The 16,285-nt window shown below is 76.2% G+C and carries 12 protein-coding genes and 1 pseudogene; 5 read left to right on the top strand and 8 right to left on the bottom strand.

All coding sequences use genetic code 11. The features are described from left to right. Positions 1–69: 69 nt before the first annotated feature. The 4 genes and pseudogenes from D7M15_RS07175 to D7M15_RS07160 all read left to right on the top strand — a co-directional run bounded on the left by D7M15_RS07175 (position 70) and on the right by D7M15_RS07160 (position 6,522). A complete protein-coding gene (locus D7M15_RS07175) occupies positions 70–1,548 on the top strand; it encodes a deoxyguanosinetriphosphate triphosphohydrolase (protein WP_121516724.1) in 1,479 nt (492 codons plus the stop codon). Between the two features lie 198 nt (positions 1,549–1,746). Beyond that, entirely contained in the window at positions 1,747–3,006 is a 1,260-nt protein-coding gene (locus D7M15_RS07170) for an FAD-dependent oxidoreductase (RefSeq protein WP_121516723.1), read from the top strand. Positions 3,007–3,115: 109 nt separating this feature from the next. Then, positions 3,116–5,101, top strand: a complete 1,986-nt coding sequence (dnaG, locus tag D7M15_RS07165; protein WP_121516722.1) for a DNA primase — start codon at positions 3,116–3,118, stop codon at positions 5,099–5,101. Positions 5,102–5,269: 168 nt separating this feature from the next. Then, positions 5,270–6,522, top strand: a pseudogene (locus D7M15_RS07160) (RNA polymerase sigma factor). On the opposite strand, the gene D7M15_RS07155 reads toward D7M15_RS07160, so the two are convergent. Beyond that, positions 6,510–7,106 carry a DinB family protein gene (locus D7M15_RS07155; protein ID WP_206337330.1) on the bottom strand — a complete coding sequence of 199 codons (597 nt, stop codon included), beginning with the start codon at positions 7,104–7,106 and terminating at the stop codon, positions 6,510–6,512. The pseudogene D7M15_RS07160 and the gene D7M15_RS07155 overlap by 13 nt on opposite strands. Positions 7,107–7,382: 276 nt before the next feature. After that, positions 7,383–7,982, bottom strand: a complete 600-nt coding sequence (locus tag D7M15_RS07150) for a TetR/AcrR family transcriptional regulator (RefSeq protein ID WP_121516720.1) — start codon at positions 7,980–7,982, stop codon at positions 7,383–7,385. Between the two features lie 74 nt (positions 7,983–8,056). Here D7M15_RS07150 and D7M15_RS07145 point away from each other — a divergent pair, with 74 nt between their 5' ends. Further along, positions 8,057–9,010 (top strand): NADP-dependent oxidoreductase, encoded by a 954-nt coding sequence (locus D7M15_RS07145; protein ID WP_121516719.1) that lies wholly within the window; start codon positions 8,057–8,059, stop codon positions 9,008–9,010. 128 nt (positions 9,011–9,138) lie between these two features. Here D7M15_RS07145 and D7M15_RS07140 read toward each other — a convergent pair whose 3' ends face one another. The 6 genes from D7M15_RS07140 to D7M15_RS07115 all read right to left on the bottom strand — a co-directional run bounded on the left by D7M15_RS07140 (position 9,139) and on the right by D7M15_RS07115 (position 16,204). After that, complete coding sequence (locus D7M15_RS07140) at positions 9,139–10,542, bottom strand: FGGY family carbohydrate kinase (RefSeq protein ID WP_121516718.1); 1,404 nt, start codon at positions 10,540–10,542, stop codon at positions 9,139–9,141. A gap of 151 nt (positions 10,543–10,693) precedes the next feature. Then, the gene (locus tag D7M15_RS07135; RefSeq protein ID WP_240649170.1) at positions 10,694–11,041 is read right to left on the bottom strand and encodes a hypothetical protein; all 348 of its coding nucleotides are present in this window, start codon (positions 11,039–11,041) and stop codon (positions 10,694–10,696) included. Continuing rightward, the gene (locus tag D7M15_RS28920; RefSeq protein ID WP_240649169.1) at positions 11,014–12,207 is read right to left on the bottom strand and encodes a hypothetical protein; all 1,194 of its coding nucleotides are present in this window, start codon (positions 12,205–12,207) and stop codon (positions 11,014–11,016) included. The genes D7M15_RS07135 and D7M15_RS28920 overlap by 28 nt, the downstream gene beginning before the upstream one ends. A 141-nt stretch (positions 12,208–12,348) precedes the next feature. After that, positions 12,349–13,188 (bottom strand): SDR family oxidoreductase, encoded by an 840-nt coding sequence (locus D7M15_RS07125; protein WP_121516715.1) that lies wholly within the window; start codon positions 13,186–13,188, stop codon positions 12,349–12,351. Next, positions 13,185–13,904: a TetR/AcrR family transcriptional regulator gene (locus D7M15_RS07120; RefSeq protein ID WP_240649168.1), complete on the bottom strand. Its 720-nt coding sequence runs from the start codon at positions 13,902–13,904 to the stop codon at positions 13,185–13,187. Before D7M15_RS07120 ends, D7M15_RS07125 begins: the two co-directional genes overlap by 4 nt. 155 nt (positions 13,905–14,059) lie before the next feature. After that, a complete protein-coding gene (locus D7M15_RS07115; protein WP_121520372.1) occupies positions 14,060–16,204 on the bottom strand; it encodes a GTP-binding protein in 2,145 nt (714 codons plus the stop codon). Between the last annotated feature and the right edge of the window lie 81 nt (positions 16,205–16,285).

The following is a 16,285-nucleotide window of genomic DNA, read 5'->3' as shown; positions in this document are numbered from 1 at the left end:
CGCGGTGCCCGCGCGTACCGCGTACGTCCGCCGCCGCGGTGGGGCGTGCGCGGGGCTACCGTCGGGTGCATGCACGGCGCACGAGGTACCGACAGCACCCCCGATCCGCGACACGCGACCGGCGCGCACACCGCGCGCGCCCCGTACGGCGGCACGTACGACAGCCCGTACGGCGGCCGGTCCGACCCGGGCCGGTCCGGCGGCGCACCCGCCCCGTACGCCCCCGGGGACGACGAACGCTGGGCCCCCGAGCCGGACAAACGGCCCGGCCGCACGGCTTTCCAGCGCGACCGCGCGCGCGTGCTGCACTCCGCCGCGCTGCGTCGCCTCGCGGGCAAGACGCAGGTGGTGCCCGCCGGGTGGGAGGGGCCGGGCGCCGCCGGGCCGAGCGCCTGGGACGCGAGCCCGCGTACGCGGCTCACGCACTCCCTCGAATGCGCCCAGGTGGGCCGGGAGTTGGGCGCGGCGCTCGGCTGCGACCCGGACCTGGTGGAGGCCGCCTGCCTCGCGCACGACCTCGGGCACCCGCCCTTCGGGCACAACGGCGAACGGGCGCTGGCCGAGATCGCCGGGCCCTGCGGCGGCTTCGAGGGGAACGCGCAGTCGCTGCGGCTGCTCGCCCGGCTGGAGCCGAAGCGGTTCGCGTACGGCGCGGGCGGAACCGGCCCGGAAACCGGTGGCCCCGGCCCCGACGCGTACGCCGACGGCCAGGTCAGCGTCGGCCTGAACCTCACCCGGGCCGCGCTCGACGCCGCCACCAAGTACCCGTGGCCGCTGGGCGGCCACCCCACGGACCCGACCTCACCGAAGTTCGGGGTGTACGAGGACGACCTGCCGGTCTTCCACTGGTTCCGGCGGGGCGCGCCCCCGGAGCGGCGCTGCTTCGAGGCGCAGGTGATGGACTGGTCCGACGACGTGGCGTACTCGGTGCACGACGTCGAGGACGGCCTGCACGCGGGCCACCTCGCCCCGCACATGCTCGCCGCCGAACCGGAACGCCGCGAGATCTTCGCCGTCGCCGCCGCGCGCTACGCCCCGGGCGCCGACCCGGCGGAACTGGCCGCCGCCCTCGACCGGTTGCTGGCGCAGGAGTGGTGGCCGCACCGCTACGACGGCACGGCCCTGGCCCAGGCCCGGCTGAAGGACGCGGCGAGCCAGCTGATCGGCCGCTTCTGCCTGGCGGCCGAGGGCGCCACGCGCGCGGCGTACGGCACGGGGCGGCTCACCCGTTACGCGGCGGAGCTGGTCGTGCCGGACGGGGTGCGGCTGGAGTGCGCCGTGCTGAAGGCGGTCGCGGACCGGTACGTGATGCAGCGCCCCGACCAGGAGCGGCTGCGCGCCGAGCAGCGCGTCGTACTGGCCGAGCTGGCGGAGGCGCTGGGCGCCGGGGCGCCGGAGGGGCTGGACCCGCAGTTCCGCGCGTTGTTCGACGCGGCGGACGACGACCGGGCGCGGCTGCGCGTGCTCGTGGACCAGATCGCCTCGCTCACGGACGCGTCGGCGCGTTCCCTGCACGCCCGGCTGGTGGGGCGCGCGTCGTCCCGCTGACCCCCGCGCCGAGCCGCGACCAGCCCGCGCCGAGCCGCCACCGCCGTACGCCCGTGGGCCGTTGGCGCCGGGGCCGGTCCGCCGACGGTCGTCGTGGACTGGTCCACTCCATTGCCTCTTCCCGAGGCACAGCCGATGCGGGACGCTCCCTGTGAACGGTTAACGCCGGGGGACAGCGTCTCAGCGAGGAGGCATCAAGTGGTCGACGCACATCGAACGTTCGTCATCGTCGGCGGTGGCCTGGCCGGAGCGAAAGCGGCCGAGACTTTGCGCGCGGAGGGTTTCACCGGGCGCGTCATCCTGATCGGTGACGAACGCGACCACCCTTACGAGCGTCCCCCGCTCTCCAAGGGTTACCTGGCCGGTACGGACGCGCGGGAGAGCGTCTTCGTGCACGAGCCCGGGTGGTACGCCGGTGCCGACGTCGAACTCCACCTCGGCCAGCCCGCGGTGGCCATCGACCGCGACGAGCGGTCCGTACGCCTCGGCGACGGCACCCGCGTGCACTACGACACGCTGCTGCTCGCCACCGGCGCCGAGCCGCGCCGCCTGGACGTGCCCGGCACCGGCCTCGCGGGCGTGCACCACCTGCGGCGGCTGGCGCACGCCGACCGGCTGCGCGGGGTGCTCGCCGCGCGCGGCCGGGAGAACGGCCACCTGGTCATCGCGGGCGCGGGCTGGATCGGCCTGGAGGTGGCGGCGGCGGCCCGCGCGTACGGCGCCGAGGTCACCGTCATCGAGCCGGAGCCCACGCCGCTGCACACCGTCCTCGGCCCCGAGATCGGCGCCCTCTTCGCGGACCTGCACCGGGAGCACGGCGTCCGCTTCCACTTCGGCGCCCGGCTGACGAGCATCGCCGGGCACGCCGGGATGGTCGCGTCGGTGCACACGGACGACGGCGAGGAGCACCTCGCGCACGACGTGCTCGCCGCGATCGGCGCCGCGCCCCGTACGGGCCTCGCGGAGTCGGCGGGCCTGGAGCTGGCGGACGGCCCCGGCGGTGGCATCGCGGTCGACGCGTCGCTGCGCACCTCCGACCCGCGGATCTTCGCGGCCGGGGACGCGGCCGCCGTACGGCACCCGCTGCTGGGCACGCGGCTGCGCGTCGAGCACTGGGCGAACGCCCTCAACTCCGGCCCCGCCGCCGCCCGCGCCATGCTCGGCCAGGAGGTGGGCTACGACCGGGTGCCGTACTTCTTCTCCGACCAGTACGACGTCGGCCTGGAGTACAGCGGCTGGGCGCCGCCCGGCAGTTACGACGAGGTGGTGTGCCGCGGGGACGTGGGGAAGCGCGAGTTCGTCGCGTTCTGGCTGCGCGGGAACCGCGTGCTGGCCGGGCTCAACTGCAACGTGTGGGACGTGGCCGGGCCGATCCAGGACCTGATCCGCTCCGGCGGGCCGGTCGACCCCCGCGCGCTGGCCGACCCCGGCGTCGCCCTGACCGACCTGGTGCCGTAGCGGCGGGTACGGCCGGGCGGCGCCGCGCCGGGCGCGTACGGCCGGGCGCGTACGGCCCCGGGGGCGGTGGCCCGTCCGAGCGGTGGCGGGTCACCGTAGACTTCCCCGCGTGGCGGGCAGGATCAACGACGAAGACGTGAAGGCGGTACGGAACGCGGTTCCGATCGACGCCGTCGTCTCCGAGTACCTCCAGCTGAGGAACGCGGGCGGCGGGAACCTCAAGGGCCTGTGCCCGTTCCACGACGAGAAGTCGCCGTCGTTCACCGTGAGCCCCAGCAAGGGCCTGTACCACTGCTTCGGCTGCCAGGAGGGCGGCGACACCCTCGACTTCGTGATGAAGGTCGACCACCTGTCGTTCTCCGAGGCCGTGGAGCGGCTGGCGGCGCAGGCCGGGATCACCCTCCGGTACGAGGAGGGCGGCTACGGCCGCGCCAGCCAGCAGGGCGAGCGGACCCGGCTGGTCGAGGCGCACCGGGTCGCCGCCCGCTTCTACGTCGAGCAGCTGGAGGGCCCGGAGGCCGAGGTCGGCCGCCGGTTCCTGGCCGAGCGCGGCTTCGACCAGGAGGCGGCCGCGCACTTCGGCGTCGGCTACGCGCCCGCGGGCTGGGACCACCTGGTGCGCTTCCTGCGCGGCAAGGGCTTCTCCGACAAGGAGATGGTGCTGTCGGGGCTCGCCCAGGAGAGCCGCAACGGCCGCCCCATCGACCGCTTCCGCGGCCGTCTGCTGTGGCCGATCCGCGACATCACCGGCGAGGTCGTCGGCTTCGGCGCGCGTCGGCTCCGCGACGACGACAACGGCCCCAAGTACCTCAACACCCCCGAGACCGCGATCTACCACAAGTCCCAGGTGCTGTACGGGATCGACCTCGCCAAGCGGGAGATCGCCAAGGCGGGCCGCGCGGTCGTCGTCGAGGGCTACACCGACGTCATGGCCTGCCACCTCGCCGGGGTCACGGGCGCCATCGCGACCTGCGGCACGTCGTTCGGCGGCGACCACGTCAAGATCCTCCGGCGGCTGCTGATGGACAACTCCCGCTCCGAGGTGGTCTTCACGTTCGACGGCGACGCCGCCGGACAGAAGGCGGCGCTGCGGGCGTTCGAGGACGACCAGAAGTTCGCGGCGCGTACGTCGATCGCCATCACCCCGGGCGGCATGGACCCCTGCGAGCTGCGGCTCGCCAAGGGCGACGAGGCCGTGCGGGAGCTGGTGGAGGGGCGGACGCTGCTGTTCGAGTTCGCGATCCGGTCGGCGGTGGAGCAGCACGACCTCGACACGGCGGAGGGGCGTTCGGCGGCGCTGGAGGAGGCCGCGCCGATCGTCGCGCGGATCAAGGACACCGCGATCCAGCACGAGCACGCCGTACGGCTGGCCGGGCTGCTCGGCATCCTGGACACGCAGTTCGTGGTGCGGCGCGTGGGGCAGCTCGCGCGCTGGGCGCGGGAGCGCGGCGGGCGTCCGGGCGGTGGTGGCGCGCGCGACGGCGGCCCCGAGGGCGGCCCGCGCGGGGGGCAGCGGCAGCGGGGCGGGCAGCCGTACGCCGACGGCGGCGGCGCGTACGGCGGCGGTGGCGCGTACGGGAAGGGCGCGCCGGGCGGCGGCTTCGGCGGCGGCCCCGCCCTGAACCTGCGCAGCCCCGCGCACCGCGTGGAACGCGAACTGCTGAAGCTCGCCCTCCAGCGGCCCGAACTGGTGGCGCCCGCCTTCGACGCGTACGGCGCCGACGAGTTCACCGCGCCCCCGTACGCCGTCCTGCGGCAGGCCGTCGAGGCGGCGGGCGGTGTGACGGCGGCTGACGACGACTTCCTCACGCGCGTACGGGACGCCGCCCCCGACGACACCGTGCGCACGCTCATCACCGAACTCGCCGTCGAGGCACCGCGCGTGTCCCGGCAGCCCGACGAGCTGTACGCGGGCGAGCAGCTGGTCGCCGTACGCCTCGCGGCCGTCAACGCGCGCATCGTCGAACTGGAGGGCAGCGCGCTGCGCATGGAGGCCCGCCGCGACTACGAGGGCTCCGCGCCCGTCCGCGCGCAGCTGTGGGAACTCCAGCAGTACGGGCGCGGGTTGCGCGAGAAGGGCGCGGCGGCGCTCTGACGCGGGGCGGCCCGCGGTGGGGGCGCGGGCCGGGCGCGTACGCGCCTCCGGGCGGCGACCCCGTACACATGTGACGGGGCGGACACACGGGACGTCCGGCACCCCAGGGCAAAAACTGCGCGCACGACTCTCGTGGCGGGAGTGTGTCGTACTCCACACTGAAGAGCGGTGCCTGAGTCATCGGAGCGCGGCGGTGCTGGCCGGGAGGGGCCACGGCCCCCGCGGATCCGCACATCGTTCACGGGACGGGCCGTGGCCCGGCCGCGACCGTCCCCGGAGTCCCGCACGTCGCCCCCGATCCGGCAGCGATCACCCTGGAGGTCGCCCCCGTGCAGACCCAGACCCTGACCGACGCGGCGCCCGCCGCTCCCGCGTCCGCCCCCGCCGCGCCCCCCGCCGACGCGGCGGCCGCCCGGCGGCTGCCGCTCCCCGAGCCCGCGCCGGCCGGTCACCCGGAGCCCGACCTGGACGCACCCGTCGCCGCCAGGCCCGGCACGGGCGCGGGCAGCGGCCCCTCCGCCGACCTGTTCCGGCAGTACCTCCGCGAGATCGGCCGCATCCCGCTGCTCTCCGCCGCCGACGAGGTCGAGCTGGCGCGGCGCGTCGAGGCGGGCCTGTTCGCGGAGGAACGGCTCAGCTCCGCCGGTGACCTGGACTCGCAGCTCGCCCTGGACCTGGACCGGATCGTCGTCCTCGGCCGGATGGCGAAACGCCGCCTCATCGAGGCCAACCTGCGGCTCGTCGTCTCCGTCGCCAAGCGCTACGTGGGCCGCGGCCTGACCATGCTGGACCTCGTGCAGGAGGGCAACCTCGGGCTGATCCGGGCCGTCGAGAAGTTCGACTACGCGCGTGGCTACAAGTTCTCGACGTACGCGACCTGGTGGATCCGCCAGGCGATGTCCCGCGCGCTCGCGGACCAGGCCCGCACCATCCGCGTACCCGTGCACGTCGTCGAGCTGATCAACCGCGTCGTACGGGTGCAGCGCCGCCTGCTCCAGGAGCGCGGGCAGGAGCCCACGGCCGAAGACGTCGCCGTACAGCTGGAGTTGACCCCCGAACGCGTCACCGAGGTGCTGCGGCTCGCCCAGGAACCGGTCTCCCTGCACGCGCCCGTCGGGGACGAGGACGACGTCAACCTCGGTGACCTCATCGAGGACGGCGACGCGCCCTCGCCGGTCGAGTCCGCCGCGTTCCTGCTGCTGCGCGAGCACCTGGAGGCGGTGCTCTCCACCCTCGGGGAACGCGAACGGAAGGTCGTCCAGCTGCGGTACGGCCTGGTGGACGGGAGACCCCGGACGCTGGAGGAGATCGGGCGGATCTTCGGCGTCACCCGCGAACGCATCCGCCAGATCGAGTCGAAGACCCTCAACAAGCTCCGTGACCACGCCTTCGCGGACCAGTTGCGCGGCTATCTGGACTGACCGGCCGGCGGTACGCCGTCCGCGTCCGCCCGTTCCCCGTCCGTACGTCGCCCTCCTGCCGCCAGCAGCTGTTCGCGGAGGATGTCGCCGTGGCCCGCGTGCCGGGCGAACTCCTCGGCCATGGCGAGCAGCGTCCACCGCATGCTGACCGTCCCCTCCCGGGGGTCGTGCCGGGTGTCGTCGAGGCGGAAGCGCGCGGCGATCGCGCGCGACCGGGCACCGGCCCGCTCGAACTCGGCGACCACGTCGGCCAGCGACTCGTCGTCGGCGACGGCGAACGTGCCCTCGTCCCGTTCCGCGTAGCCGTCGCAGTCGGCCGCGTCCAGCCCCGCCCAGAGCCGCTGGAACCAGATCCGCTCCGCCGCGGCGGCATGCTTGAGCAGCGAGATCGGCGTCGTCAGCGACGGTACGAGCCGCCGCCGCGCGTCGGCCTCGGACAGGCCGCGGACGGTCGCGGCGAGGGCGGCGCGGTTGTGGTCGAGGAGGTCCTCGACGACGGCCCGTTCGGGGCCGTCGGTGATCCGGCGGGCGGTCGGGCCGGTCGCCGGGCCGCGGGTCGGGCCGGTGGTGGGGTCGGTACGCACGGGTGGTGCTCCGTTCGGTGGGCGCGGCGGCCATCCGTACCCCCCGGCCGGAACGGCGGGTGGTACGGGGGCGGGTTTCCGCGGGGAGTGTGGGATGCGCGCGTGGCGCGAGCCGACGCGGGCCCGGAGGGCGCCGCGGTCGGGACGGGTCGCCGGGCAGATCCGGCGACGCGACGGTGACGGGGTCGGCGGGCCGGGGGCCACGGCGAGGGCGTCGGCGGCGATTCTGCCACGGGCCCGCCGCGCGCGGCACCCCGTACCCGCCCCCGTGGGGCGTCAGGCGCGGGAGAGGGGCAGGCGTACGGCAGGGGGGAGCGGCGCCGTGGTCGGGTGGGCCTGGAACGACTGGAGCATCAGGGCCGCGAAGCGGCGCGACGCGGCGACCCGCAGCTGCGGGGACTCGGCGCGGATGCCCTCGTTGGCCATCAGGGCCATGGCGAAGTCCTCCAGCACGAAGTCGGGGCGCAGGGAGCCCGCGTCCTTCGCGCGCCGGATCAGGGCGAGCACCGCGCGCAGCGTACGGTCCCGTTCCGCGGCGAAGACCGCCGCCTCGGGCAGTTGCGAGGTGAAGGCGCGGGCGAAGCCGCGGTCGAGGGCGTGCATCTCCATCAGCTTCCCGACGACCTGGCAGAAGCCGTCCCACGGGTCGTCCGCCGCCGCGCCCTCCGCGACGACCGTCGCGCACCGGGCCAGCTGTTCGGCGAACGCCTCGGCGAGCAGCGCCTCCTTCGTACGGAAGTGCCGGTAGACGGTGGCGACGCCGACGTCCGCGCGGCGGGCGATGTCCCGGATCGGCACGTCGAGGCCCTCGGCGGCGAAGGCCGCGCGCGCGACGAGGAGGATGCGCTCGTGGTTGTCCCGGGCGTCCGAGCGCATCTTCGCTACCACTTCGGGCGTCACCACTCTCACTTCGGTCGGTCGGGCCGGGCGCCCCGTTACGGTCGGCGCCCATGAGAGCACTCCAGTTCAGCGAGTACGGGCCGCCGGGCGTGCTGCGTGTCGTCGAGGTGGCCGCACCGCACGCGGGGCCGGGCCGGGTACGCGTCGCCGTACGTGCCTCCGGGTTGTCGACCGGGGAGACGTCGATCCGCGCCGGGAAGTTGCGTGGCGTGGTGCCCGTCGCGTTCCCGTGGCGTACGGGCTTCGACGCGGCGGGTGTCGTCGACGAGGTGGGGGAGGGCGTGACCGGTACGCGCGTCGGTGACGAGGTGTTCGGCATGGCCGCCCCCGGCGAGCGCGGGGCCAACGCCGACCACGCCGTACTGGCCGCCTGGGCGCCGAAGCCCCCGGCGTGGAGCTGGCGCGAGGCGGGCGGCGCGGCGGGCGCGGTGGAGACGGCGACCCGCGTCCTCGACCGCCTCGCGGTGGGCGCCGGGCACACCCTGCTGGTCCAGGGCGCGGCGGGTGGTGTGGGCACGGTGGTGGTGCAGCTCGCGGCGGCGCGCGGGGCGGCGGTCGTCGGTACGGCGAGCCCGCGCAACCACGGTTTCCTGCGCACCCTCGGGGCGCGCCCGACGGCGTACGGTCCGGGGCTGGTCGACCGGGTGCGCGCGCTCGTACCGGACGGCCCGGACGCCGTCCTCGACTGCGCGGGCGGCGCCCTGCCGGACCTCGTCACCCTCGCCGGTGACCCGGCGCGTGTGGTGACGCTCGTCCCCGACCCGGCGGCGGTCGCGCTCGGCGTGCACCTGTCGCACGGCGCCCCGGCGGACGCGACGGGTACGGCCGTGGGCTCGGGCGCCGATCCGCTGGCGGTGCACGGGCTGGCCACGGCCGTCGCCCTGGCGGGGCAGGGGCGGCTACGGGTGCCGGTGGCGGCGGCGTTCCCGCTGGAGGAGGCCGCGGCGGCGCACGAGCTGAGCGAGGGGCGGCACGCGCGGGGGAGGATCGTCTTCACGCACTGACGCGGGCGGGCGCGCGGCCCCGAACGCGCCGCGCGCGGCCCGGTCAACCGGCGTGCGGGGAAGGGGAGTTCACCCCGCCCCGCGCCCCACCGTCCGCGCCCGCCCCCGTGCCCGCCCTCGCCTCGGCCTCAGCCGAACGCGCCCGGGTACGCCTGCTCCCGCACCGTCACGAACTGCTGCCGCACCGCCGCCCCCACCGGCCCCTCCTCGCCCGGGTCGAGGACCTGGCACTCCGGCGCGGGCCACGCCGGGGGCGCGCCGCCGCCGGTCAGCGCCCACGCCGCCTGCCGGGCCGCGCCCAGCGCCGCGTAGTCGGCGGGCTGCGGCACGAGGACCTGCGCGCCGAACAGGCCGGGCGCCGCCGCCCGTACGGCGGGCAGGTCGGCCGCCGCGCCGAGCAGGAACACGCGCCGCACCTGCACACCGCGGTTCCGCAGCACGTCCAGGGCGTCGGCCAGCCCGCACAGCATGCCCTCGACACCGGCCCGCGCCAGGTGCTCGGGCCGCATGCTCTCGCGCCGCATCCCGTGCAACGAGCCCGCCGTGTGCGGGAGTTCGGGGGTGCGCTCGCCCTCCAGGTAGGGGAGGAGGACCATCCCGGACGCGCCCGGTGTGGACTTCAGCGCCAGCTCCGACAGCCCGTCCAGGTCGGTGCCGAGCAGCTCCGCGGTGCCGCGCAGCACGCGTACGGCGTTGAGGGTCCGTACGACCGGCAGGTGCATGCCGGTGGCGTCCGCGAACGACGTGATCATGCCGGTCGGTTCGGACAGCGCCTCGTGGTGCACGGCGAAGACGGAACCGGAGGCGCCCAGCGACACCACCGCGTCCCCGACGCCGACCCCCAGCCCGAACGCGGCGGCCATCGTCTCGCCCGTACCGGCGGAGATCAGCAGCCCCTCGGGCGTACGTCCCGCGGCCTCGGCGGGGCCGAGCACGTCGGGCAGCCGCACCTGTCGGCCGAGGGCCAGTTCGACGAGGTCGGGACGGTACGTGCCGGTGGCCGCCGACCAGTAGCCGGTGCCGGACGCGTCGCCGCGGTCCGTCGTACGCCGCTCGGGGCGGCCCAGCAGCTGCCACACCAGCCAGTCGTGCGGCTGCATCACCTCGGTGACGCGCTGCGCGGCCTCCGGCTCGTTCCGTGCCAGCCAGCGCAGCTTCGACACCGGGTGGGCGGCCTGCGGTACGGCGCCCACGGCCTGCGCCCACGCCTCCCGGCCGCCCAGCGCCTCGCTCAGGTCGGCCGCGGCGGTCTGCACGCGCCGGTCGTTGCCGAGCAGCGCCGGGCCGACGTGCTGGCCGGTCGCGTCGAGGGCGACGAGCCCCTGCTGCTGCGCGGAGACGCCGATGGCCGTGACGTCCGCCAACTGCCCCGCGCCCGCGGCCCGGCCCAGGGACATCAGCCACGACTGCGGGTCGTCGCGCTCGGCCGGGTGCTCCGCGTACCCCTGCTTGAGGACCGCGCCCGTCTCCGCGTCGCAGACGACGATGCGCGTGTACTCAGCTGAACTGTCCAGACCGGCGACTATCCCCATGACTCCAGATGATGCCTCATGATCGCGCCCCGCCGCACAGTCCCTCCACACCCCCGGCACGGTGCGTACGCGCGCGTACGGGCCGCGCGCGGGTACGGCCGGAGCGCTCCGGCCGTACCCGCGCGGGACGGTCACCGACGGGCGGCGCGGGTCAGCAGTTCGCCCACTTGTGGGACGAGACCCTGTCGTCGTACGTGCCCATCGAGCTCCAGAACTTCCCGCGCCCGAGGCAGCCGACGTATCCGTTGTAGCCGGCGTTGAAGTAGAAGCGCACGTCGTCGTTGGTCCCGCTCCAACCCAGGTTCACGGCGGAGCTGGTTCTGTCGTTGTCGCTGCCCGTGCAGTCGCCGTCCCGCGAGTAGTCCTTGTCGTTGTCGACGTCCTTGCACATCGCGGCGCCGCCGCAGTCGCCCGCGTTGTAGACGTTGACGGTGCCGGTGTCGTGGTACTTGGCGACGGTCTCCGAGCAGTTCAGGTCGGCCGCGGCGACGTCGCGCACCTCGGTGGCCGACGCCGTCGTGTCCGCGGCGGCCGTCGTGACCGGGACCACGGTCCCGAGGACGGCGGCGGAGGCCGCGGCGGTGAGTGCGAGCGTGAGCTTGCGCATCGTTGTTCCCCCTGTGATCGGTGATGATTCCCCCGGCACGCGGTGGTCGTCGTCCGGTGACCGCGTACCGTGCGTCCGGGCTCAGTGCGGCCCGGTACGTTCCTTCGAGTCGGCGGCCCGTCCGGTGCCGACGAGGTCCTTCGCCCGCTCCAGCGCGGCCAGCCGCATCCGGTCGCGGGCCGCGATCTCCGCGCCGTACCGCTCCCGGTCGCGGAGCGCGAGCTTCCGTGCCAGGCGGCGCACCGTGTCCGCGAGCGGGGTGCCGCGGCGCACTCCGCCTCCGCGGTGGCGAGCCGCACCTCGGTGCGGTGGGCGCGCTCGGCGTCGGCGCCCTCGGTGAGGGCGGGCAGCCTGCGCTGGAGTTCGTCGGGGCTGTCGTACGGGTGCCCCGCTTCCCGCATGCACCCGGCCCACTGGTCCACGGCGGCGCGGAAGTCCGGCGTACGGCGCAGCGCTTCCCCGTGGTCGGGGAGGTTCGAGGCGAGGGTGTCGACGCGGAACCACTCGCGGAAGTCGCCGTAGAGCCGCCCCTGCGCCTCAGCCAGGCAACCCGTACGGGACTGCCGGATCTCGCCGCCCGTGGGGACGGTCACCTCCAGCGCCGGGCCGTCGCCCCCGTACAGGGTGGCGGTGTACGCCCGCCTGCGCTCGGGCGCCAGGCCGCGCACGTACGCGGCGGCGGGGTGGTGGGTCCGCTCCCGTTCGGCCGCGCGCAGCAGGTCGCCGCCGTAGCCGTGCCTGCGGGCCCAGCCCGTGTCGTCGACGACGTACGGGAAGTCGCGCAGCGCGTCGGGCGCGGGCGGCGGAGTCCGGTGGTAGCGGAAGCCGTGCCGGGTCATGCAGCGGGCGACGAGGGTCTCCTCCGCCCGGTCCAGCAGGGCGAGTTCGTGCGCGGTCGCCCGCCTCGGCCGGTCCGTCCCCCCGTCGCCCGCGCCGCCGTCCGCGTCCCCGTCGCCGCCGCAGCCGCTCGCGGCGGTGACGAGGAGCAGCGCTCCCGCCACCCCCGCCGCCGTCGAGCGCCACGCGCCGATGGCGCTCCGGCGTACCCGTGCCCGCATGATCCCCCCGTCCGCCCCCGGCGTACGGCCTCGGGGCGTACGAGGAGTGTGCGGCGGGGGCGCGCGGCGCCGCGAGGTGTTTCGGCCGTGGCCGAAACCCGGCCGTCGCGGCGGGGGTTCGGGCGAGGGCTCGGGCGCGGGTCAGCCCAGGCCGTGGCGGCGGGAGACGATCCGTTCGACGGCCGAGCGGGGGACGAGGCGCTTGAGGGGGAAGACGAGCTGGGCGTTGCTGCCCACGCCGTAGAGCGGGCGCGGGCGCCGCGCCTCGACGGCGCGGACGACGGTCGCGGCGACCTTCGTGGCCGGGATGCCGTGCGCCTCGTGGGAGTTGAGGGCGGCGAGCATGGCGGCGTACTCGTCCGCGAACGGGGAGCCGTCCGCGAGGTACTGGGTGCGGCGCTCGCTGATGCCGGTGCTGATCGACCCCGGCTCGACGGTGCAGACCCGCACGCCGTACGGGGCTACCTCGCGGCGCGCGGCGGACGCGAAGCCGCGCAGGGCGGCCTTGGAGGCGACGTACGAGGAGCGGTACGCGAGCGGGAAGCTGGCGAGCATCGAGCCGACCATCACGACGCGCCCGTACCGGCGTTCCCGCATCCCGGGCAGGACGAGCTGGGTGAGGCGTACGGCCCCGAAGACGTTCGTCTGGAACAGCCGCCGGACGGCCGCCATGGGCAGCTCCTCCAGCGGACCGCTCTGGCTCTCGCCCGCGTTGTTGACGAGGACGTCCACCGGCCCGGCGGCGGCCGCGCACGCCTCGACGCTGTCGTCCTCGGTCAGGTCCAGCGCGAGGTACTCGACGCCGGGCACCGGCGCGGCCACGGTGGCGGGGTCGCGGCTGGTGCCCAGCACGCGGTAGCCGCGCGCGGTGAGGGCCGTGGCGACCGCCGCGCCGATGCCGGAGGAGGCGCCGGTGACGAGCGCGGTACGGCGGGCGGTGCCGTCCGCGGCCGGTACGGGCCCGTGCTGGCTGCTGCTCATGGACGCTGCTCCTCCTCGGCCGGTGCCTCGACCGGCGTGCTCCCCGTGCGCGGCGCGGCCCTGGTGCCGCCCGCGTGCGTCACGTCGTCCGCCGGTTCCCGTACGTGCCACGGGCCGTCGGTCCCGTCCCCGGCCGGTGTGCTGTACGCCGCCAGCACGTGCAGGAACAGCTCCTCGCGGCGCCGTACGGCCTCCGCGTCGTCGGGCTCCAACAGCACCTGCGCGGCCGTGCCGTCGTGCACGGCGACCAGCGCCCGGCCCAGCGTGGTCCGGTCGGGCACCCGCCGCCCGGCGCGGGCGAGGGCTTCGACGAGGACGGGCAGCAGGGCGTCCCGGATGGCCCGTTCGCGGGCGGCCACCTCGCGGCGCAGGGCCGGTACGCGCAGGGCGTGCGCGGTGAACTCCGCCGTCACGCGCTGCCAGGTGTCGTCCAGGGGGATCGCCCTCAGCGCGGCCCGCAGCGTCGCGTCCGGCGCGACGGCGGACATGTCGGCCAGCGCCGCCCGCAGTTCGTCGACCATCCGGGCCGAACGCTCCTGCCACATGGCGAGGAACAGCTCGTCCAGGGACGAGAAGTTGGAGTAGAAGGCGCCGCGCGTGAAGCCCGCCCGTTCGCAGACCCGCTCGACGGTGGCCCGCCCGAAGCCGTCCCCGGCGAACACCTCCAGCGCCGCGTCCAGCAGCCGCCGCCGCGTGTCCGCGCGGCGCGCGGTCACCCGCCGACCGGACGGCGAAGTCCCCCGGCGGGCCGGGGCCGTTGACGCCGACATGGCGACCACCCTCTTCCGATGCGCGAATGTATCGGATACGTCCGTGCATCGAAAGGGGTGGGCGGCGGGGACGCCGCGTACGGGCCCCCGCCGCCGACCCGTCAGTCCGGCGCGCCGTCCGTACGGGACCCCGTGTCCGTACGGGACCCCGCGCCCGTGCGCGAGCCCGTGTCCGTACGGGACAGGGTGCGGTCCGAGAGGAAGCGCAGGTACGCGTCGTAGCGCAGCGGATCGCCGTCGGTGCGCGCGCGCCGCGGCGGCGTCCCCCGCACCGGCCGGTCCGTGCCGGGCCCCGACCACGCCGCGCCCTCGCCGCGCGTCAGTCCGGGCAGCGCCTCCGTCACGTGCTGCACGAGCCGGGCGGGCAGCTCCGCCGTGACCAGCCAGGGCGCGTCCGCCCCGGCGTCCCGCCCCCGCCCCCGCTCCTGCCCGGCGTCCCGTGGCGCCGTGCCCGTGACCTCCGCGCCGAGCGCCGCGAGCGCGCCGACGACCCCGCTGAGCGTGTCCGGCGGCACCTCGGCCTCCACGGCGCGGCACGGCTCGTACACCCTGCTGCCCGCCGACCGCAGCGCGCGCAGCAGGACGACGGGGGTGAGGTGCCGGAAGTCGGCGGCGGTGCTCATCGGGGCCTCGTAGCCGACCCGCGTGCAGGTGACGCGGCAGTCGGTCACCTCCCAGCCGTACAGGCCCTGTTCGAGGGTGCGCAGCGCCGCCTCCTCGATCGCGCGGTGGAAGGCGCGCGGCAGGGTGCCCCACTCGACGTCCCGCGCGAAGGTGACGCCGCTGCCCCGTGGGGCGGGCTCGACGCGCAGGCCGACGGTCGCCCAGAAGTCGTTCCCGCCGTGCCGCCGGAGTTCGGTCACGGACTCGCCCGTGCCGACGGGCCGTTCGACGTGCACGGGCCGGATGGGCGCGAAGACGGGTTCGATCCCGGCCGTACGGAGCCGGTCCGCGATCACCTCGCGCTGCACGGCGCCGTAGAGCAGTACGGAGGTGGCGCCGTCGCCGGTGTCGCGGGTGCGGATCAGCGGGTCCTCGTCCGCGAGGGCCGCGAGGGCGGCGTGCAGTCCGGCCGCGCGCCCGGGGCCGGGCCGCGCGGGGCGTACGGCGGTCTCCAGGCCGGGCGGGGCGAAGTGCGGCTCGTCCGCCCGGCCGCCGTACGGCGCGCCGAGCCGGTCCCCGACCCGTACCTCCGCGAGGCCGCGCAGCCTGCCGACGCCGCCCGCCGCGAGCACCGGGGGCCGGGCGGGGCCCGGCGTGCGCGGGTCCGCGCCGGGCGGCGGGGGCGGGGCGACGACGTCCAGGCCGGTCAGCCGGGCCGTGAACCCGCCGACCGCGCCGCCCGGTTCGCGCCGCCGGAACGTCAGCCGCTGCCGCTCCCGTACCTCCCCGGCGAACAGCCGCAGGTACGCGGTCTTCTCGCCGCCGTCGCCCCGCTCCACGGCGAAGACCGTGCCGCGCGGCCCGCCGTCCGTGTCGCCGGTGTCGTCCGCCCCGCCCCTGTCCCCGGCCGGGGGCAGGAACGTGCCGATGCCCGCGACCAGTTCGGCCGTCCCCTCCCCGCTCAGCGCGGACCCGAACCAGACCGGGTGCAGCAGCCCCGCCGCCGTCTGCGCGGCGAGCACCGCCTCCAACTCCGCCCGCGCGGGCACCTTCCCGTCGGCCAGCCGCGCCAACAGCGCGTCGTCGTGCTCGGCGGCGGTCCAGGCCGCGCGCTCCCGTTCCGCTTCGTCGTCCAGGCGGAGCGGTACGGCGCGCGCGGCGGGCGTGCCGGGGTGCCGTACGGCGCTCAACGGTACGAGGTGGGGCGCCAGGTGGCGGCGTACGTCGGCGAGGAGGGCGGCGTCGCGCGCGCCCGTACGGTCGATCTTGTTGACGAACACCAGCGTCGGCAGCCGCAGCTTCCGCAACGACCGCATCAGCACACGCGTCTGCGCCTGCACGCCCTCCACGGCGGACAGCACCAGCACGGCGCCGTCGAGCACGGACAGCGCCCGCTCGACCTCCGCGACGAAGTCGGGGTGGCCGGGGGTGTCGACGAGGTTGACCTGGAGGTCGCCGACGCGGAACGCGGCGACGGCGGAACGGATGGTGATGCCGCGCCGCCGCTCCAGCGCGCCGGAGTCGGTACGGGTGCTGCCCGCGTCGACGCTGCCCAACTCGGGCACGGCGCCGTGGTCGTACAGCAGCCGTTCGGTGAGGCTGGTCTTGCCCGCGTCCACGTGGGCGAGGACACCGAGGTTCAGCGTCCGGGGCGTACCGGGCGTACCGGGTGCGCGGTTCGGGCCGGACGCCGGTGGGGGCGGCGGCTCAGCGGGCGCCGGGTG

The organism is Streptomyces sp. Z26, assembly GCF_003665095.1.
Lineage (GTDB): Bacteria > Actinomycetota > Actinomycetes > Streptomycetales > Streptomycetaceae > Streptomyces > Streptomyces phytohabitans.
This window is presented reverse-complemented; position numbering and strand designations above follow the sequence as displayed.

Bases quoted from the DNA above. Each gene is read 5' to 3' on its own strand.
- D7M15_RS07145 (WP_121516719.1), top strand. From the start codon at position 8,057: ATGAGAGCACTCCAGTTCAGCGAGTACGGGCCGCCGGGCGTGCTGCGT.
- D7M15_RS07125 (WP_121516715.1), bottom strand. From the start codon at position 13,188: ATGAGCAGCAGCCAGCACGGGCCCGTACCGGCCGCGGACGGCACCGCC.
- D7M15_RS07175 (WP_121516724.1), top strand. From the start codon at position 70: ATGCACGGCGCACGAGGTACCGACAGCACCCCCGATCCGCGACACGCG.
- D7M15_RS07140 (WP_121516718.1), bottom strand. From the start codon at position 10,542: ATGGGGATAGTCGCCGGTCTGGACAGTTCAGCTGAGTACACGCGCATC.
- D7M15_RS28920 (WP_240649169.1), bottom strand. From the start codon at position 12,207: ATGCGGGCACGGGTACGCCGGAGCGCCATCGGCGCGTGGCGCTCGACG.
- D7M15_RS07150 (WP_121516720.1), bottom strand. From the start codon at position 7,982: ATGCGCTCGGACGCCCGGGACAACCACGAGCGCATCCTCCTCGTCGCG.